Genomic DNA, 18,706 nt, shown 5'->3' with positions numbered 1-18,706 from the left:
GTTCGATCGGCTGCCAATCAATCACCTGATCCAACTTCAATAGTGGGAAGCGGTCGATGTGTTTGGCAATCATGGCTTGTGCGGTTTGCTGGAAGAAGGTGCTCATGGAAAATCCCCTAAATGTCTTTGTGGGAATTTAGGGGATTTTGGGGAATTTTGCAAAGGTCTCAGCCTGCACTTCAATTTCCAAAGTACAGGCTGCTTTTTTCACTTCATCAACCCAATGCCTTTGCCAACGCCACCCCTACGCCTTTGGCGGATGCCGGGTTTTGACCGGTAATCAGACGGCCGTCCACCACCACGTTTTCCGCCCAGTTCGGCGCGGCATGGTGTTTTGCGCCGTGTTCAACGAGCGCGGTTTCCAGCAGGAAGGGGACGATTTTAGCTCCGCCCGTTGCTTCTTCTTCGGCGTTGGTGAAAGCGGCAACGTTTTTGCCGCTGACCAGATATTCGCCATTAGAAAGTTTCGCGTCCACCAGCGCGGCAGGGCCGTGGCAGACGGCGGCAACGATACCGCCGTTTTCGTACACTTCGCGGATAAGGCGTTGCGCGTCAAGGCTTTCGCGGAAATCCCACATCGTACCGTAGCCGCCGGTAAACAGAATGGCGGAATAGTCCGCGCCGTTCAGACCGCCCAGCCCGGGCGCAGCTTGCAAACGTTGTTGCAGGTCAGTTTGCTGCCAGTAATGGGCGTTCACGGGGTCATCCATATTCAGGCTGTCGGCATCAACGGGGGCGACTCCGGCTCGGATGGCGGCGATTTCGCTTCGGTGCCCGGCGGCTTCGGTTTCGTGCATGGGGTGCGTGAGTTCGGACAACCAAAAGCCGGTGGGCTGGCCGCTTGCACCTTTAACGGCATTGCTGGTTACAACGTAGAGAATGGGTTTGTCGGACATGTGTGTCTCCTGTCTGCAAGGTTGGTAAATAAAGGCTGGTTTTCAGAGGAGCTTTTGGCTGTATTCAGCCGTCTGAAATTTAAAAACAATATTAGTTTGTCTATGAAAAGCGGAGCTTTTGTGAAACTGAAAGCAGCCTGCACTTTGATGCAATTAGGGTTGTCACTGCTTTATTCAAGTTTTCAGGTAGCCTCAATCTGCCACCGAAGCCGCCACCCATTTCACCACCAACGGCCGCACGCCGAGCAGGCTGGCGAATGCCACCGGCCAAGTAATCAAATATGATTTCAACAAGCGCTGCAGGTAGCCCGCGTCGATATCGGTATTCAGCGCCACCAGCACCGCGCTCACAATCAGCACCATCACCGTCGAAGCGTAAAAAGAAAACAGTACGCCCGCGTATTTTTTCGGCAGTTTTTTCATCTCGCTCCCCTCAAAAAATCCATATCGTGCAGTTTAAACCGTTTATAAAAACACGAAAATAAGATAAATTGGCAAACACAGCCAAAAAATGCACAAAGGAAGCAATAATGGATTGGGACTGGAACGGCATCCGCCACTTCACCACCCTCGTGGAAAAACAAACCCTTACCGCCGCTGCCGAACACCTGGGCGTGCAACACAGCACCGTTTCGCGGCAAATCGCCCAGCTGGAAAACGCACTCGGCCTGCGCCTGTTTGACCGCATCGGCAAACGCTACCTGCTCACCCCCGAAGGCGAACGACTTTACCGCCATACCTGCGAAATCTGCAAAGATATGAGCATGTTGCAGCGTACTGCACGCGAACAGGCCGAGCTGCGGCACAGTGTCGTCATTTCCGCACCGCCATTCGTCGCCCGACTCCTGCTGATGCCCCACATTGCCGATTTCTACCGCAAACACAACGATATACGTCTTATCATTCAAAGTGATGCCGCACTCGCCGACTTGCACGGCCGCCAAGCCGACATCGCCCTGCGCCTCGTCCGCCCCACCCAAAACGACCTTGCCGTGCGCCGTATCGCCCATTTCTCCTACCGCATCTACGGCCATGAAGGCTACCTTAAAACCAGCCGCCGCGAAGACTGGCGTTTCGTGCAAATTGCCGTAAACACCCGTTTTTCCCGCTGGTTTGCCGAACAAATCGGCGAAGATGCCGACATTTCCTTCGCCAGCAACGATTTCGCCGCCGTCAAACAAGCCGTGTGCGAACAAATCGGCATCGGTATCCTGCCTGATTTCGCCGTGTTCCCCACCGACAGACTGCATCCCGTCTCGCCCAATCCGGATGCCCCGCTACCTGAATTCGCAGCGGAACTCTTTCTGGTGATGCACGAAGACGTGCGCCGCAGCCCCAGCGTAAGGGCAGTGGCGGATTATTTTGGGGAGGTGCTGGAACACATGTCGGCAAGATAAAAAGCAGCCTGCACTTCAATTTCAAAGTGCAGGCTGCTTTTGCGTTTGGGCGATACTGCTTTCGGCCTATTCCCTTTCCTTCGGCGGATCGGTTGCTGGAAACCATCAGCACAATGGCGGTTAGTGTCCAAACTGTCCGAAGCAATCTGCGCCGTCGGCAATGCGCTGCTTGGCTTGCGCTTCGGTGGCGGAGTTGGTCAGGATTTCCGCTGCCTGCGTGCAGCCGATTTGTCGCAATACGTCGGCCAATACGTTCGATTTCGCCGTGTCCAAGCCGTCTTCGTAGCGGGCTTTTGGGAAGGCGTGCGCGGGTTCGCACGCGTTGTTTTGTTGTGACCCCTTACCCTATCAAAACAGAAGTCATGCTGATTGAGCCAAAGGCGAGTTCGTCATTGAATATTTCCATATCGTCCTGCGGTTCGCGCAGCGCGGCGGTATAGAGCAGCGGCAGGTAGTGTTCGGGGGTTGGCACGGAGAGCGCGGCGGCGTCCCCCTGCCGTTCGTAATGCACCAGTGTGTCGTTGTCCCGCGCGGCAAGGGCGCGGTTGACGGCATTGCGGAAGCCTATTGCCCAGTCGTAGCCCGCGGCGGGTTCGCGGCGCATGGCGCGCAGGTTGTGCACGATGTTGCCGCTGCCGGCCACCAGCACGCCTTGTTCGCGCAGCGGGGCGAGTTTTTTCGCCAAATCAAAATGCCATTGTGCAGGCTGCATCAGGTTCAATCCGAGCTGTACCACGGGAATGTCGACTTCGGGATACAGGTGTTTCAGCACCGCCCACGCGCCGTGGTCGAGGCCGCGTTCCGGGTTCGTTTCCACATTTGCAGGCTGCAACAACGAGCGCACCTGCCCCGCCAGTTCGGGCGAGCCGGGCGCGGGATATTGCACTTGGCTGAGTGCTGCGGGGAAGCCGTAAAAATCGTAAATCATTTCGGGGCGTTCGCCGGACGTTACCTGCAAACGGTTGCCGTACCAGTGCGCCGAAATCATCAGAATGGCTTTGGGCTTGGCAAATTTCTGCACGATGCGGCGGAAGCCTTGGTTGAACGGGTTTTCCGCGTCCAGCGCGTTCATCGGGCTGCCGTGTCCGACAAACAATACGGGCATTTTGTTCATGGTGTTTCCCAATTCGTTTTGAATCGGATGATTTTACGGGAAACTTTTGTGCGAACCATCCCGTTTGGGGAAGAATATGTTTTCTTAGTGGGAAATCATGGGGCGTTTTTTGGCTTTTGTGTTTTATTTTTGTTGTTTAAAGGTTGCCTGAAAGTATGGGTGATGGTGTGGTTGGTTATGAAAAGCAGCCTGCACTTTGTTTTCCTAATGTGCAGGCTGCTTTTTATTTTTCAGGTAGCCCCCACCCGCAGCGCATCCACAATCAGCTTAAACACATTCGAATGCCCGCGGCGGCTGGGGTAATAGAGGTAAAGCGGATCGTAAGTGATGGCATATTCAGGCAACAGCTCGACCACTTTCCCCGAACGGATTGCATCCGCCACGCTCATATGTGCTACCCACGCGATGCCGAGGCCGTCTGAAACGGCTTGCAGGCGCAGATGGTTGTTGATGGAAAACTGCGATTTGGGCGTGAACGTAATCAGCTCTTTTTGGTATTTGAATTCCCACTGCATTTCCGCGCCGTGTTCGGCGGAGAGCTTTGTGCCGATGAGGCGGTGCTGCTGCAAATCGTCAATATTTTTCGGCGAACCGTGTTGCGCCAAATAATCGGGCGAGGCGACCAACGCCATTTTGAGCGGTGCGGAAATCGGCACCGCAACCATCTCTTTTGCCACATCGTTGCCCAGCCGCACGCCCATATCAAACCCTTCTTTCACAATGTCCGCCCAACGGTCGTCCACCACGATTTCCAAGCGGATTTTCGGGTATTGGTTCAAAATCGGCTTTAATTTTGGATACAACACGGCTTCCGCTGCCATCGCCGGGGCGTTGATGCGAATCAATCCCGATGGCGTATTCAAAAAATCATTTAATGCATCGACTCCTTGGTTTATGGCTTGATAAAGTGGGAAAAGTTGGTCGAAAAGCTGTTGCCCGGCTTCGGTCAGCGACACATTGCGCGTAGTGCGGTTGAGCAGGCGCAGGTTCAGCCGCGTTTCCAGATTTTTCATGCTGTGGCTCAACGCCGAAGAAGAAATCCCCAAAAGCTGCCCCGCTTTCACAAAACTCTGCGTTTGCGCCAGCGTCAAAAAATAATTCAGCTCGTTAAAGTTCTGCATTTTCCTACCCCGTTTTAGGTGATTAGTGAATTTAATTCACGACATCATAAAACCAAACCTAATTTATCTCAATAAAAACACGGGCTAAAATGGCTACACTTTCATGAGAACAAACAGGAGACAATATCATGCAAAACATCACATTAAACAACGGCGTACAAATTCCTGCACTTGGTTTCGGCGTATTCCAAATTCCGCCCGCAGAAACCGAACAGGCCGTGATTGCCGCCATCAAGGCAGGCTATCGTCACATCGACACCGCGCAGGTTTATATGAATGAAACCGAAGTCGGTTTGGGAATTAAAAACAGCGGCGTGGCGCGCGAAGAATTGTTCGTTACCACCAAAATTTGGGTAGAAAATTTCGGCTACGAAGCCGCCAAAGCCTCGTTGGATCGTTCATTGGGCCGTCTGAATTTGGATTACATCGATATGGTGCTGATTCATCAGCCTTACGGCGACAGCTACGGCACATGGCGCGCGCTGGAAGAGTATCAGGCAGCCGGCAAAATCCGCGCCATCGGCGTGAGCAATTTTTCGCCCGTACGCGCGGTGGATTTGGGACTATTCAATAAAGTGATGCCGCAGGCTAATCAGATTGAAATCAATCCGTTCCAACAAAAAACCGAAGCCGTTGCCGCTTTGCAGGCTGAAGGCATCGCCGTGGAAGCATGGGCGCCGTTTGCTGAAGGCAAAAACGATATTTTCCACAATCTCGTGTTAAGCAAAATCGGTGCGAAATACGGCAAATCTGTGGCACAAGTGATTACCCGCTGGCTGGTGGAACGTGGCATCATTGTATTGGCAAAATCCACCAAACCCGAACGCATGGCGGAGAACTTGAACATCTTTGACTTTGCCCTCAGTGATGAAGACAAAGCAGAAATTGCCAAACTGGACGGCACGTTCGACGCCATCGTCAATCACGACACGGTGGATAATTTGAAACGTATCGCTTCATGGAAAACGGGACAATAACCGCAAACATCACATCCCTTTTTATAAATTATTTATTCTAGGAGTAAAAATGAACATTTTATTATTAAACGGTGGTAAAGAATTCGGCCATTCGCATGGTGAGTTAAACAACACGCTTCACAAAAAAGCAAAAGAAGTTTTGACCGCACTTGGACACAATGTAAAAGAAACTGTGATTGATGCTGGCTATGATGTTGAGGCAGAAATCGAAAAATTCTTGTGGATGGATGCCGTGATTTGGCAGATGCCTGTTTGGTGGATGCACGAGCCTTGGACAGTGAAGAAATACATAGACGAAGTATTTATCGCTGGACACGGCAAGCTTTACCACAGTGATGGCCGTCATCGTGTTAGTCCAACTGAAGGATTTGGCACAGGTGGTTTGTTGCAAGGCAAAAAACACATGCTTTCGCTTACTTGGAATGCGCCGATTGAAGCGTTCACCCGTGAAGGCGACTTCTTTGAAGGCAAAGATGTGGATGCTGTGTACATGCCTTTCCACAAACTCAACGAGTTCATCGGTTTGACCCGTCTACCGACATTTACATGTAACGATGTAGTTAAAAATCCACAAGTAGAACAATACTTCGCAGACTACCAAGCACATTTGAAAAAAGTGTTTGGTTAATGATAAAACATCAACTTGAAGTGGTGGGCTTTTGCCCACCATTTTGTCAGTCGCTAATTGGTACGAAATAGTGTAGCGAAAAACCATCTGCAATTCATTATATGAAAGGACAAAACATGATTAACGGGTTAGATATCGAACGTTTCCGAACTACCATGGCAGCGGTTGAAAACGACCATACAAAAGGCAAGGCAGCATTACGCGCCGATTCGCGCTGGGTATCCGGCACGAAGAACGAAATCTCCGTGCGCCGCTTCCCTGCCTTTACCACAGACGAACCGAAAAACATGGGCGGTGAAAACGCCGCCCCAAGTCCGATGGAATACCTGATCGGTGCTGCTGCAGGCTGCTGCGCCATAGGTTTCGAGTTGCAAGCAGCACAAGCAGGCGTGAAACTGGAACAGTTTGAAATATCCGCAAGCGGCGGTATCGACATGGCCAAACTGTGCGGCATGGAAGATGGCTACGGCGGACTGGATAATCTGGTGCTAACCGTAAAAGTAAAAGCCGACGCCGACCTTCCTACCCTGCAAAATTTCGCCGACCGCTCCGCCGCCAGCTCGCCAGTGTTGAACAGCCTGAAAGCGCGGGTAAAAGTGGTTGTGGAAAAAATCTAGACGACTCAAAACGTTTTCTTGTTTTCATTTCGTTGAAAGCCCCTTTTCTGGACAACTAGAAAAGGGCTTAATCGCTCAAAGGAGTACATGACATGCAACAACTGCACACTTTGAAAGACATCGAACAGGCCATCGCCACACACTCTTTAGTATCACTGTACATCAAAGCCCCAATCTGCGGTGTTTGTACGGTCGTGGCCGCCCAGCTTGACTCAGCTTTGGCGGTGGAAGGAAATGTGTATGCCGTAAAAGCCGATATTGCTGAAATACCCGAAATGGCCGGACGTTTCCACGTGCTGACCGCACCTGCATGGCTGCTGTTTTATCAAGGCAAGGAAGTAGAACGGATGGCCCGCTTCATCCCTCAGGCACAGATGAAGCAGACATTGGCAAAATGGACAAAAGTAGCAGAAAGCGGACATCAGTAACCGGTCTATCAATGTTTCAGACGGCTGCGGTCTTGATAATGATGCAAGTGGTCAAGTTTTTAAGATGATTTGCAAAACACTTAAAAATTTGACCGCTCTTTATTACGAAAAGGTCGTCTGAAACGGCTTGCAGACTGAGATAATGATTGATGAAACGCTGTGATTTGTACACTAAAACCATCTTCTGAAAATTCCCTTTGACATTCCCCATCTTTCCCTTTAAAATGCGTTCAAGTTTTTAAACATATAAACTTAAAAGGCCGAATATGCCGCAACAAACCATGAATTTAATGCGCGAGTGCATACCCATTTTTACCGTGTTGAGCGATGAAAACCGCCATCAAATCCTGCGCGTGCTGTGGGAACACGGCAAGATGAATGTGAATGAGCTGACCGAGCATCTGCATCTGTCGCGTCCTGCGGTGTCGCATCATTTGAAAATTATGTTGCAAGCCGGGGCGGTGGCGGTGGAGCAGGTCGGCAAAGAGCGGTTTTACAGTATTGCCATGGCGGATGCGGTGGAGAGATTGAAACAGCTTGCCAATTTGATGGCGCAAAATTGCCCGCTTTCAAAATAGGGTTATCCGTTAACCCTTTATTTTTACCCAAATACGTTTACATTTTTAAACTTATCAACTTAAAGGAACGATTATGTTATTCACGCCATTCACTTTTCCAAACGGCAAAACCGCCAAAAACCGTATCTTCAAATCTGCCATGGAAGAGCAGCTTGCCCAAAACGACCAGCCGTCTGAAAAACTTGTCCGCCTGTACGGCACTTGGGCAGAAGGCGGCGCAGGCGTTTTGGTAACGGGCAATGTGATGGTTGCCGAAAGCGGCAAGGGTTCGATAAACGATGTGGTGATTTCAGACGACAGTAGCCTTGAGATGCTGAAAAAATGGGCGAAAGCCGGCACGCAAAACGACATGCTGCTCATCATGCAAATCAACCATGCGGGCAAACAGTCGCCTGCGGTGGTCAATAAAACGCCGCTTGCGCCGAGCGCCGTGTCGTTGGTGGGCATGGACGGCTTCATCAATCCGCCGCGCGAATTGACTGCCGATGAAATCAACGGGCTGATTCAGCAATTCGTACAAACCGCGAAAATTGCCGAACAAGCAGGCTTTTCAGGCGTACAAATTCACGCCGCACACGGCTATCTCATCAGCCAATTCCTCTCGCCGCACCACAACCGCCGCCAAGACCAATGGGGCGGCAGCTTGGAAAACCGTATGCGCTTCCTTTTGGAAACCTACACCGCCATCCGCGCTGCCGTGGGCAAAGATTTCTTGGTGGGTGTAAAACTCAATTCGGCGGACTTCCAAAAAGGCGGTTTTGATGAAAGCGAATCGGTGCAAGTGGTACAAAAGTTATCAGAAATGGGCATTGATTTTATTGAAGTTTCCGGTGGCAACTACGAAAGCCCGCAAATGCTCGCCGCCAAAGACAGCACCCGCAAACGCGAAGCTTTCTTTATCGATTACGCCGAAAAAGCCCGTGCAGTCAGCCAAGCTCCGCTGATTATCACCGGCGGCTTCCGTTCGCAAAACGCCATGGAAGACGCCTTATCCAGCGGCCATTTGGATTTGGTCGGCGTCGCCCGCCCATTTGCCTTAGTGCCTGATTTGGCAAACAAAATGCAAAACGGCACCTACCAAACCGTACAAACCGACCGCATCCAAACAGGCGTGGCGTTTGTTGATAAAAAAGCGGGCGCGATGCTGGAAATGAACTGGTATATGACGCAAATGGACTTGATCGGACAAGGCAAAAAGCCCAATCCTAAATTGTCGGCGTGGAAAGTATTGTTGAAAACTTTATGGGAAAATGGCAAAGCAGGTTTAAGCACAGGCAGGGCTTGATAAACCACTTGAAACACTGTTTGGAATGGGCTACCTGAAAGCAGCCTGCACTTTGTTGATTGAAGTGCAGGCAGCTCTTTACATTTTATAGTGGATTAACTTTAAACCAGTACGGCGTTGCCTCGCCTTGCCGTACTATCTGTACTGTCTGCGGCTTCGTCGCCTTGTCCTGATTTAAATTTAATCCACTATAGCTTCGCAGAAACTTTGTTTAACTCCGCTGAAGTTCACATTTTTTGAAACGGTTTGTTTTCAGACGACCTCTTCCAAATCGCCTTCGTGGGTTTCGCGCAGGTGTTCACGCAGGCGTTGGAGTTCGTGTTTGTCCAGCCACTTGCGGCGGCTGCGTTGCAGGAGGATGACGAGCGAGGAAATTTCGTTGCGCATATTGGTGCTGAGCCAGAGGAAGCCTTGCCATTCGTAATGGAGGCGGGCGGCGAGTTTGCCCAGATCGGGATTGATGGAGGTGTCGATGCGGATGCGGCGGGCGTAGTGGCCTTTGATGAGGCGGACGGTCAGGCGCAGGTCGCGTTGGAGGCGGTTGAAATGGCGGTCGAGGAGGCGGATTTCGTGTTCGTTGAGGGTGGGGGCTTGCAGCTTGGCGGCGGTGGTGAGGAGCAGCTCGGTGGTGTTGACGATTTTGCGGTGGGCGTGCTGCATGGCTTCCATCATGGCGGGGCTGATGTGGCTTTCGCCCGATGTGGCGGCGAGGTGGCTGCGGCTTTTGACCATGCGGGCGTTGATTTGGCGCATTTTGACCATGTTTTGCTCCAGCCGCTCGCGGGTCATGCGTTTGCCGTTGCTGATTTCGGCAATCATTTTGCCGCATTCGGTCAGGTTGTCGGCAAGCATAAACCGCCACATGAGTGTGGAACGCAAGGGCAGGAGTTTGGCGGAGATGATGGCGATGGCGGCGCCGATGAGGACGTTCATAGCGCGCATGAGGCCGCTGTCGAGCCAGTTGTTGCTGTTGTCGCCGATGAGCATGCACATGGTCAATCCGGCAAGCATGGGGACGTAGCCGTTTTTGCCGACCGCACCCCAGCCTGCGGCTGCGCTGGCGGCACCTACGGTCAGGTAAAAGAGGATGCCGCCGTGGAAGTAGTGTTGGTTGAGCCACAACAGGGTCAAACCTGCGCCCAAACCGATGACCGTGCCGAGCATGCGTTCGACGGCTTTGGAGTAAATCGCGCCTTGAAATTGGAGCATGCCGAGTACGACGAATACGGTCATGCCTATCCATTCGCCGTGTTGGAGGTGGAGGAGTTTGGCAAGCAGGGTGGCAAACAGTACGGCAAGTCCGAGCCGGACGGCGTGTATGAGGCGGCGGTAGCGGTAGCGTTCGTAGGAGTTGAGCCAGCGTTTGACGAAGCGTTCGCGTTGTGAGGCGTTCATGATTGGGGCTATCTTGTTGAGATTTTTGGGTTTATCGGGCGGTATTGTAACGGGAATCGATAGGGAGATACAGGTTTCTGAATAAAGGATTTTCGGCTGGGCTGAAACAGATTGTTTTGGGAAGATAAAGCTAAGATCGAGCCATCATTGCATTAAATATTTTCGGTAAAAAGCAAAAGGCCGTCTGAAATACTACATGGTATTTCAGACGACCTTTTTAACCGGGCTATGGTTTTACCAAATATCGGATTTGATTTTGCGTTTCAAACCCGGATGTTCGGAAAGTTTGAAGACAGGGTCTTTGCCCATTTTCAGTTTCGCCGTGTAGTCCCTCAACAGTAGGAAGGCAAGCGGAGAGAGGAGCAGGATGGCGACAAGGTTGATCCATGCCATCGTACCCATTGCCATATCCGCCATATCCCAAACCAGCGGCACGTTGGCGACTGCGCCGAAATACACCCAGCCCAAAACGAGCATACGGAAAAGGGCGGTCAACAGCCAATGGTTTTTGATGAACTGCACATTGGACTCGGCATAGGCATAGTTGCCGATGACGGTAGAGAAGGCAAACATAAACAGAATGATTGCCAAGAAATCCGCGCCCCATGCACCGACTTGGCTGATAATCGCTGCTTGGGTCAGCTCTGCGCCGTTCAAATTGCCGTAAGGTTGTTGGTAAACCAAAACGATAAACGCCGTGCAGGAACATACAATAATCGTATCGACGAATACGCCCAGCATTTGAATCATACCTTGGGAAACAGGGTGTTTGACTTCGGCGGCTGCGGCGGCGTTAGGCGCAGAACCTTGACCTGCTTCATTGGAGTACAGACCGCGTTTGATACCGATCATCATAGTTTGCGAAATCAAACCGCCGAGCAGGCCGCCGCCGGCTGCTTTAAAGTTGAACGCGCTGTCGAAAATCTGACCGAAGACATGAGGAATCAGGCTGATGTTGGTGATGATGATGTAGAGCGCCATCAGCAGATATAAAGTCGCCATCAGCGGGACAAGCATTTCGGCGAAGCGGGAAACACGGCGGATACCGCCGAAAATAATCGGCGCAGTCATGATGACCAATGCGACGCCGACCGCATGTTCGTCCCAGCCCCATGCGGCTTTGGCGGTTACGGCGATGGTGTTGGTTTGAACGGCTTCATAAACGAATCCGAAGCAGAAAATCAGGCTCAATGCAAATACGATACCCAACCATTTCTGACCCAAACCTTGGGTAATATAGTAAGCAGGACCGCCGCGGAAATGATGGTTGTCGTAATCGCGGATTTTGAACAACTGCGCCAGCGAAGATTCGACAAACGCCGAGCTCATACCGATTAATGCGGTGATCCACATCCAAAATACCGCGCCCGGTCCGCCGCTGCTGATGGCAATCGCTACACCCGCGATGTTGCCCACACCTACACGGCTGGCAAGTCCGGTAACGAAAGCCTGAAACGGCGTAATACCGTGCGGGTCATCGCCTTGTTTGCGGCCGCCGAGCATTTCTTTGATACTGCGTCCGAGCAGGCGGAATTGTACGAAACCGGTGGCAACCGTGAAAAACAGCCCTGCACCCAACAGGACATACACCAGCCCTGTCCACATCGGATCATTGATTTTCTGAACCAATTGGTGCAGCGATTCGGTAAAGTTGTTATCCATAAAAGCCTTTCTGAATTTGAATGACGGACGGTTTGCCGCCGTTCGGAAGTAGTGCATTGTAACAGACTGTCAACAAATTGAAAAAGTTTTATATCGGCGTGAAATAATGTATCTAATTGATTGATATTCAACAATTAAAACCCTTGATCAGGGGCGGATGAGGCCGGATCCGCTTTCCTGTGCGAAGCGGGCAAATGCCTGAAAGAGGTCGTCTGAAAACGGGTTGAGCCTGCCTAGGAACCAGGTGCAAAGTGCCGTATATTTCCCAACTGTTACCGCTTGTTATTCAATTGCGCCGAAAAATACGGTTTACGTTAGAATGCCATCCGAAATTCCGGCTGTATGGCGATAAACGCGGCAGTCCGGTTTCAGACGACCTTTGTGCCACAAACAGGAAAATCTATGCATGCTACGATTCAAAGCCGTTTCGCGCCGATTTTATACGTCGTAATATTTTTTGCAGGCTTTCTGACCGCCTGCCTTTGGTTTAATCCCCAAGACTATCTTGCTGATTTGGCGCCCGTTGTTACCGCAGTCTCCGCCGTTGCGCTGGTGTGGTTGGCATGGACGGCGGTTTCGGTCATCGCGCGGAAAAAGAACGAATGGCTGCGCAGGGAAAAATTGATACAGCAGGAAAAAGTCCATCCCGTCTTGCATGCTTCCCTTCAAAGCGTGGAAGAACAGCCGGAGATGCTGGCATTGACTATCCGCAACCATGGCAAAGGCATGGCGAAAAACATCCGCCTGCAAGTGTCGTCCGTGTCTGATAAGGCGGCGGAACGCGCTATCGTTGATGCAGTGGGCAAATTGGTTATCGTTGGCGACGGCTTGGATATGCTGGCTTCGGGAGAAGTATACGGCAGCGTGTTTGGCGATATCCGCGAGCTGTCGGCAAGTCTGCCGGAGAAAAAATTCGGCGGCATCATGAAACTCGTCATGACGTACTGCAATGTGTTTGGCGAAACCTGTATATCCGAAACATCTTTGGATTTAAGTCTGCTTAACGCGGTGGAGCTGTCCGAAGCCGAACAAAAACCTAGCAAATTATTGTATTGATGTGGATTGGGGCCGACACCAAAGGTCGTCTGAAACACATTTTTTGTGGAGCAAATACAAACAGCTTCTGAAAAGTATAGTGGATTAACTTTAAATCAGGACAAGGCGACGAAGCCGCAGACAGTACAGATAGTACGGCAAGGCGAGGCAACGCCGTCCTGGTTTAAAGTTAAGCCACTATATGATTGTCTTTGCGTGCCAACCTCTTTATAATGCGCACACTCTTACGGGAGTAGCCATCTGATGTTTGCTAACCATCAGAGCCGTTATCAACATAATTGACTGAGTTTGACAAAAATCGGTCATGGTGGCGGCATCTTCCTGAAAACCGGAAGACAGGCAAGACGTAAGCGTTGTCCATACCCTTGCGGGCGGTATGTGCAACGCTTTTTGTTTTTGCCCGCTTCGGTTGAGTATCTTATGGAAGCATTTTTCTCTTCAATGTTGGGCGTTGCCATTGCCGAAATCGGCGATAAAACGCAACTGCTCGCTCTTTTCCTTGCCGCACGTTTCGCCCAGAAAAACGCGGTAGTCTCCGGCATCTTCATTGCCACTTTACTGAATCATTTAGTTTCTGCATTTGTCGGCGTATGGCTGGCGGAAGCCATTTCTCCCGAGATCGTCAAATGGGTCGTCGGCATCAGCTTTATCGCGGTCGGTTTGTGGCTGCTTCTGCCCGATAAAGATGAAAACCCCGACAGCCGCTGGCTCAAATACGGCGCGTTCGGGGCGACGGTTTTCCTGTTTTTCATAGCGGAAATCGGCGATAAAACCCAAATCGCCACGGTCTTGCTGGCGGCAAAATACCAATCCTTATCCATGGTCGTACTCGGCAGCGTTGCCGGATTGATGTTGGCAACCGTCCCCGTGGTTTATCTGGGCGATATGTTGATGAAAAAAATCCCCGCCAAAGCCGTGCGGATTTCCGCCTGCGTACTGTTTTGCGTATTGGGCGTCATCACTCTGGCCGGTGGCGGCATTATGTTGAAATAGGTCGTCTGAAATGTGGGAAATCTTATTTAGACATACGGATTTTGTTGCCATTAACAAGCCGCAAGGCGTATCCGTACATCAGGAAGAGGGCGAAGTCAGCCTGACGCAGACGCTGGCGGCGCAACTCGGCCTTGAGCAGGTTTGGCTGCTGCACCGCTTGGACAGGCTGACCAGCGGCGTGCTGCTGTTTGCCCTGAACCCGCAAAGCGCGTCGGCGCTGGCGCAGCAATTTGCCGCCAAAACCATGCGTAAAACTTATTTGGCGCTGGCAACGGACAAGCCGTCTAAGAAACAAGGTTGGATCAAAGGCAATATGGAAAAATCGCGGCGCGGCGCATGGAAACTGACGCGCGGCATGGAAAATCCCGCCGTAACCGAATTTGACAGCCACAGTTTAGAACCCGGCTTGCGCCTGTTCGTTCTACATCCACATACGGGCAAAACCCACCAGCTTCGTGTCGCCATGAAAAGCTTGGGCAGTCCGATTTTGGGCGATACGCTCTACGGCGGGAAGCCTGCATCGAGGATGTTCCTTCATGCGTGGAAAATCAAATTTGATTATCAAGATCAGGCGTTTGAAATCGTCGCGCCCTTGAGTGAGGAATGGCCGTTGAGGGACATGGATTTTTTGTGAAAATTGAGCCGCCTGATAACGCTATTGCAATAGCTTGTTTTTTTAAGTCATGCTTGATTTTTAGGAACGCTAAACAAGGCTATCGGCAGTTTTCAGACGACCTTGGGTTTCAAAACCGCTTAAGCCAACTCTCGGACGAACACTTGCGAATTGCGGCCGTTGGCGAGGTAGTCGCGGCGGCGTTCTTCGGGTAATGCGTCGGGAGAGGTCGTCTGAAAACCGCGTTCGGCAAACCATTCGCCTGTGTGGGTGGAGAGGGCGAACAGGCGGCGGATACCCATGGCGCGGGCTTTTTGGAAGAGGTGGTCGAGCAGCATTTCGCCGTAGCCGCCGTCGCGGGCTTCGGGGGAGACGACGAGGCAGGCGAGTTCGCCGATTTCGGGATCGTCGAAAGTTTTGAGGGCGACGCAACCGTAGATGTTGCGGTCGTGTTCGAGGACGGAGAAACCGGAGATGTGGTTTTCGAGATATTCGCGGCTGCGGTGCAACAGGATGCCTTGTTCTTCCAGCGGGCGTATCAGGGCGATGATGCGGGGGATGTCGCGGCTGTGGGCTTGACGGATGGAGACGAAGGCATCGCGGGCGATGGCGGTACCGCAGCCTTCGCGGGTGAAGAGTTCGCGCAACAGTCCGCCGTCTTCGCGCCCGCTGAGGATTTGCACGCGGCTGACGCCGTTTTCGACGGCGTTGACGGCGGCTTGGAGCAGGCGCACGGGAACGTTGTTTACGGTTTCTATCAGGTGGCGGACTTCGCCTGAGGACAGGGTGGACATGAGGACGCCGTCGGCGTTGCAAATGCCGGCTTCTTCGGTCAGGTACACGAGTTTTTCGGCTTGAAGGGCGACGGCAACGGCTTCGGCGGCTTCGCTCATGCTGAGATTGAAGGTTTTGCCGCCGTAGGAGTGTCCGAGCGGGCTGATGAGGACAATAGCGCCGTCGTCAAGGCGGCGGTTGATGGAGTCGGTATCGGTTTTGCGGACGATGCCGGTGTAGCCCATGTCTATGCCGTCAATGACGCCGAGCGGACGGGCGGTGAGGAAATTGCCCGAAGCGGTGGGAATCGGTTTGTTGCGCAAGGGGGCGGATGCGCTGCTGCACAGGGCGGCTTCGATGTCGCTGCGTATCATGCCGACCGCCTGCTTGGCGTCGCGCAGGGTGGCGTCGTCGGTAATGCGGCGGTTGCGGTGGTATTGCGGAACGAATTGTCTGTCGGCGGCGAGGCGGTTGAGGAAATGGCGCGTACCGTGTACCAATACGAGACGCACGCCCAAGCCGGCGAGCAGATGGAAATCGGCGGCGAGCCGGTTCAGGGTGTCGCCTTCGAGCAGGCTGTCGGTGATGCCGATAACCAGTGTTTTGCCGCGCAGGTAGTGGATATAGGGCGCGGCTTCGCGAAAATCGGCGACAAAGCCCGGAGATGTGTTCATAGCAAGACCAGATAGAAAAGCTGCATGATGAGGACGGTCAGCGCGACCAGTACCGCCAGCGTCCAGTTGAAGCCTTCTTCGGATTTGGCAGGTTTGGCAGCGGCAGCCATCAAGGCTTGGAATTCTTCAGTCCGACGTTTTTCATCTTCGGCACGCCGTGCCGCCTCTTCTTTGGCCTTTTTGGCGCGTTCGGCGCTGTCGAGCAGGCTGGCGATTTCGTGGCGGGAGAGTTGTTTGCGGTTGCGGATGTTGCCGCCCATGTCGTGTACGAGGCGGACGTCGGTAACGGCGTTGGGCAGCGTGTCGGGATTGGCGGGGGCGGAAGACGGCGCCAGGCTGTCTTTGGCTTTGAACAGACCTTCGCATTTATTGCAAACGACAAAGCCTTGTGCGACGTTGAGCTGGGTGTCTTTGACCCAAAGTGAGGTTTTGCAGTGTGGGCAGATACAGGCGGGCATAGGGGTTTTCCGTGTAAAGTGTGGGATGTGTTGTTTTAATGTGTGTTTGATCGGGTTGGGTCGTCTGAAAAAGGGTTTGTCCGTTTTCAGACAACCTGACGACCTTTTGTTTATCGGATTTTAGGCAACGCCGTAGCGTTCGCGGTAGGCTCTGACCGGCTCGAGGAAGCCGCCGAATTCCGCATTGTTTTGCAGGAGTGTGAACAAGTCGTTCAGATTGGCAATGGCGACAACGGGCAGGCCGTATTGTTTTTCCACTTCCTGAACGGCGGACAATTCGCCCGTGCCTTTTTCCATGCGGTCGAGCGCGATGGCGACGGCGGCGGGCGTTGCGCCTTCCGCTTCAATCAGTTTGACCGATTCGCGCACAGATGTTCCCGCAGAAATCACGTCGTCGATAATCAATACGCGGCCTTTGAGCGGCGCACCGACCAACACGCCGCCTTCGCCGTGGTCTTTCGCTTCTTTGCGGTTGTAGGCAAACGGCACGTTCACGCCTTTTTCCGCCAGCATCATCGCCGTCGCCGCCGCCAAAATAATGCCTTTGTAAGCCGGGCCGAACAGCATGTCGAATTTTACGCCGCTCTCGATAATCGCCTGCGCATAAAACTTCGCCAGTTGCAGCGTCGATGCGCCGTCGTTAAACAGTCCGGCGTTGAAAAAATAAGGCGACTGACGGCCTGCCTTGGTCGTGAATTCACCGAATTTCAATACATTCTGCGCCAGCGCAAACTTGAGGAAATCTTGACGGAAATCGGACATTTTGCTTCTTTCGAAAGATATTGATTTATAAAGGAAGAGATTATAAAGGATTCATGAGGAAAATGCAGGTCGTCTGAAAAAGTGGGTTGGTTTGATGCGTTTCCTGCTAATGAATTGTTAGCTTGGTTATAGTTTAGTTATATTTTGTTTATAAATTTACTTGAATTAACTATTGCATATGGGTTGGCTTATCTTTTTAGTATAAAATGTCTAAGTCATTGATTCAGGTGCATCGCAAGCACAATCAAGACTTGTTCCCGAATACAGAAACTTCGAGATTCAATTTAAAAAAGGATGATACGACATGAAAAAAGTACTTGCATTGATTTGTACAGCAACTTTGGCTGCCTGCGGAGGTGGGGGCGGTGGTGGAAATTCCACTCCTTCTTCACAATCTACGCCTAACGCAGGTCCAAGCAACCCATCAACGTCGCAGAAGCCTGCAACTCCCCCATCAACGACAACTCCTGCAAAACCTGAGACGGGTAAAACGCCTACTGCTCCTAAAACTCCTGCTACTCCGGCGGTTCCTACCGCTGCACAGCAAACAGTTGGCGGTAACAGCATTGCCATCGATAATAGCAATATCAAACACATCCGCGTTGACGGTGTGGATTTCGACTTGACCCAAAGCGGCGGTATTTCTTTGAATAATTGGAAAGGCAAAGTTCCTGGTTTCATTTCAGGAATTGCATCCGGCGAGCCGAAATCCGTACAGAAATTCTTGGTCAATACCGCTTCAGCAAACGCTACTGCCGGCGTGTTGGAAGTTAACGGCAAAAAACAAGCTTTCTTCAGCGGACACTTTACGCCCGCAGCCGAGCTGCCTAAAGGACAAGTTCATTACAGCACCAGCGTTGCCTCTATGCATAGCGGCGCAAATTACGATATTACCCGCACAGAGTTGACTGCCAATTTTGACAGTAAAAAATTAACAGGCACTATCTCTCGTGATGCTAAATTTGGCGACAACATTGCTGTTAATGCCCAAATTAGCGGCAACAAGTTTGAACAATCCGGTGCGACCCAAGTCAAAGGCGGTTTCTTTGGCAAAAATGCAGCGGAAGTTGCAGGCGGATTCTCTAGCGGCAATACGGTAGGCGCATTCGTCGGCTCGAAGAAATAATCTTCCGGTAAACGGTATTGCAAATAAAGGTCCTTGGATTCGGATTTCAAGTGCAACACTAGTGTATCAGTGGTTTGAACAGATTCAAGAATAAAACACTTGGCGTTTCGTAGCCAAGTGTTTTTCTTGGCCGGTGGTTCAACTCATCTTGA

21 protein-coding genes and 1 pseudogene are annotated in these 18,706 nt (G+C 51.8%); 11 read left to right on the top strand and 11 right to left on the bottom strand.

Annotated elements, in window-relative coordinates:
- From AAG834_RS12055 to AAG834_RS12045, 3 genes and pseudogenes are all read right to left on the bottom strand, one after another.
- Positions 1–106 (bottom strand): annotated as a pseudogene (locus AAG834_RS12055) (IS5/IS1182 family transposase); the annotation flags it as partial.
- Between the two features lie 109 nt (positions 107–215).
- Entirely contained in the window at positions 216–896 is a 681-nt protein-coding gene (locus tag AAG834_RS12050; protein ID WP_003778834.1) for a type 1 glutamine amidotransferase domain-containing protein, read from the bottom strand.
- 192 nt (positions 897–1,088) lie between these two features.
- A complete protein-coding gene (locus AAG834_RS12045) occupies positions 1,089–1,319 on the bottom strand; it encodes a DUF2798 domain-containing protein (RefSeq protein ID WP_342032260.1) in 231 nt (76 codons plus the stop codon).
- A gap of 107 nt (positions 1,320–1,426) precedes the next feature.
- Between AAG834_RS12045 and AAG834_RS12040 the strand changes: the two genes are divergently transcribed.
- Positions 1,427–2,293, top strand: coding sequence for a LysR family transcriptional regulator (locus tag AAG834_RS12040; RefSeq protein ID WP_342032259.1), 867 nt, complete (start codon positions 1,427–1,429; stop codon positions 2,291–2,293).
- Positions 2,294–2,413: 120 nt separating this feature from the next.
- On the opposite strand, the gene AAG834_RS12035 is transcribed toward AAG834_RS12040, so the two are convergent.
- The 3 genes from AAG834_RS12035 to AAG834_RS12025 all read right to left on the bottom strand — a co-directional run bounded on the left by AAG834_RS12035 (position 2,414) and on the right by AAG834_RS12025 (position 4,528).
- Positions 2,414–2,566: a metal ABC transporter substrate-binding protein gene (locus AAG834_RS12035; protein ID WP_342032258.1), complete on the bottom strand. Its 153-nt coding sequence runs from the start codon at positions 2,564–2,566 to the stop codon at positions 2,414–2,416.
- 67 nt (positions 2,567–2,633) lie between these two features.
- Positions 2,634–3,407 carry a 4,5-DOPA-extradiol-dioxygenase gene (gene ygiD / locus AAG834_RS12030; protein ID WP_342032257.1) on the bottom strand — a complete coding sequence of 258 codons (774 nt, stop codon included), beginning with the start codon at positions 3,405–3,407 and terminating at the stop codon, positions 2,634–2,636.
- Between the two features lie 230 nt (positions 3,408–3,637).
- Positions 3,638–4,528, bottom strand: coding sequence for a LysR family transcriptional regulator (locus tag AAG834_RS12025; RefSeq protein WP_342032256.1), 891 nt, complete (start codon positions 4,526–4,528; stop codon positions 3,638–3,640).
- Positions 4,529–4,656: 128 nt separating this feature from the next.
- On the opposite strand from AAG834_RS12025, the gene AAG834_RS12020 reads away from it, so the two are divergent.
- The 6 genes from AAG834_RS12020 to AAG834_RS11995 all read left to right on the top strand — a co-directional run bounded on the left by AAG834_RS12020 (position 4,657) and on the right by AAG834_RS11995 (position 9,041).
- Positions 4,657–5,505 carry an aldo/keto reductase gene (locus tag AAG834_RS12020; RefSeq protein WP_342032255.1) on the top strand — a complete coding sequence of 283 codons (849 nt, stop codon included), beginning with the start codon at positions 4,657–4,659 and terminating at the stop codon, positions 5,503–5,505.
- Positions 5,506–5,554: 49 nt separating this feature from the next.
- Positions 5,555–6,133, top strand: a complete 579-nt coding sequence (locus AAG834_RS12015; RefSeq protein WP_023887408.1) for an NAD(P)H-dependent oxidoreductase — start codon at positions 5,555–5,557, stop codon at positions 6,131–6,133.
- A 116-nt stretch (positions 6,134–6,249) separates the two neighbouring features.
- Positions 6,250–6,750 (top strand): OsmC family protein, encoded by a 501-nt coding sequence (locus AAG834_RS12010; protein WP_342032254.1) that lies wholly within the window; start codon positions 6,250–6,252, stop codon positions 6,748–6,750.
- Between the two features lie 92 nt (positions 6,751–6,842).
- Positions 6,843–7,178, top strand: coding sequence for a thioredoxin family protein (locus tag AAG834_RS12005; protein ID WP_070712964.1), 336 nt, complete (start codon positions 6,843–6,845; stop codon positions 7,176–7,178).
- 266 nt (positions 7,179–7,444) lie between these two features.
- On the top strand, positions 7,445–7,756 hold the full coding sequence (locus tag AAG834_RS12000; RefSeq protein ID WP_342032253.1) for an ArsR/SmtB family transcription factor: 312 nt from the start codon (positions 7,445–7,447) through the stop codon (positions 7,754–7,756).
- 73 nt (positions 7,757–7,829) lie between these two features.
- The gene (locus tag AAG834_RS11995) at positions 7,830–9,041 is read left to right on the top strand and encodes an NADH:flavin oxidoreductase/NADH oxidase family protein (protein WP_342032252.1); all 1,212 of its coding nucleotides are present in this window, start codon (positions 7,830–7,832) and stop codon (positions 9,039–9,041) included.
- Between the two features lie 252 nt (positions 9,042–9,293).
- Here AAG834_RS11995 and AAG834_RS11990 read toward each other — a convergent pair whose 3' ends face one another.
- Together AAG834_RS11990 and AAG834_RS11985 are read right to left on the bottom strand one after the other, a co-directional pair.
- Complete coding sequence (locus tag AAG834_RS11990) at positions 9,294–10,436, bottom strand: FUSC family protein (RefSeq protein ID WP_342032251.1); 1,143 nt, start codon at positions 10,434–10,436, stop codon at positions 9,294–9,296.
- A gap of 234 nt (positions 10,437–10,670) precedes the next feature.
- Positions 10,671–12,098: an amino acid carrier protein gene (locus AAG834_RS11985; protein ID WP_049231336.1), complete on the bottom strand. Its 1,428-nt coding sequence runs from the start codon at positions 12,096–12,098 to the stop codon at positions 10,671–10,673.
- Positions 12,099–12,500: 402 nt separating this feature from the next.
- On the opposite strand from AAG834_RS11985, the gene AAG834_RS11980 reads away from it, so the two are divergent.
- The 3 genes from AAG834_RS11980 (at position 12,501) to AAG834_RS11965 (ending at position 14,781) form a co-directional block, all read left to right on the top strand.
- A complete protein-coding gene (locus AAG834_RS11980) occupies positions 12,501–13,154 on the top strand; it encodes a hypothetical protein (RefSeq protein WP_049231337.1) in 654 nt (217 codons plus the stop codon).
- Positions 13,155–13,574: 420 nt separating this feature from the next.
- Entirely contained in the window at positions 13,575–14,147 is a 573-nt protein-coding gene (locus AAG834_RS11970) for a TMEM165/GDT1 family protein (protein WP_342032250.1), read from the top strand.
- A 10-nt stretch (positions 14,148–14,157) separates the two neighbouring features.
- Positions 14,158–14,781, top strand: coding sequence for a TIGR01621 family pseudouridine synthase (locus tag AAG834_RS11965; RefSeq protein ID WP_342032249.1), 624 nt, complete (start codon positions 14,158–14,160; stop codon positions 14,779–14,781).
- A gap of 119 nt (positions 14,782–14,900) precedes the next feature.
- Here AAG834_RS11965 and argA read toward each other — a convergent pair whose 3' ends face one another.
- From argA to pyrE, 3 genes are all read right to left on the bottom strand, one after another.
- Positions 14,901–16,208, bottom strand: a complete 1,308-nt coding sequence (gene argA, locus AAG834_RS11960) for an amino-acid N-acetyltransferase (RefSeq protein ID WP_342032248.1) — start codon at positions 16,206–16,208, stop codon at positions 14,901–14,903.
- Positions 16,205–16,666 (bottom strand): MJ0042-type zinc finger domain-containing protein, encoded by a 462-nt coding sequence (locus AAG834_RS11955; RefSeq protein WP_342032247.1) that lies wholly within the window; start codon positions 16,664–16,666, stop codon positions 16,205–16,207. The genes argA and AAG834_RS11955 overlap by 4 nt, the downstream gene beginning before the upstream one ends.
- A gap of 120 nt (positions 16,667–16,786) precedes the next feature.
- Positions 16,787–17,428, bottom strand: coding sequence for an orotate phosphoribosyltransferase (gene pyrE / locus AAG834_RS11950; protein WP_003741470.1), 642 nt, complete (start codon positions 17,426–17,428; stop codon positions 16,787–16,789).
- Between the two features lie 304 nt (positions 17,429–17,732).
- Here pyrE and AAG834_RS11945 point away from each other — a divergent pair, with 304 nt between their 5' ends.
- Positions 17,733–18,554, top strand: a complete 822-nt coding sequence (locus AAG834_RS11945) for a transferrin-binding protein-like solute binding protein (RefSeq protein WP_342032246.1) — start codon at positions 17,733–17,735, stop codon at positions 18,552–18,554.
- The last annotated feature ends 152 nt before the right edge of the window (positions 18,555–18,706 follow it).

Origin of the sequence: Neisseria sp. Marseille-Q2251, from assembly GCF_940793045.1 — a bacterium.
Taxonomy (GTDB): domain Bacteria; phylum Pseudomonadota; class Gammaproteobacteria; order Burkholderiales; family Neisseriaceae; genus Neisseria.
Note: the sequence above shows the minus strand (reverse complement) of the source record. Positions and strands in the feature narration are given on the sequence as shown.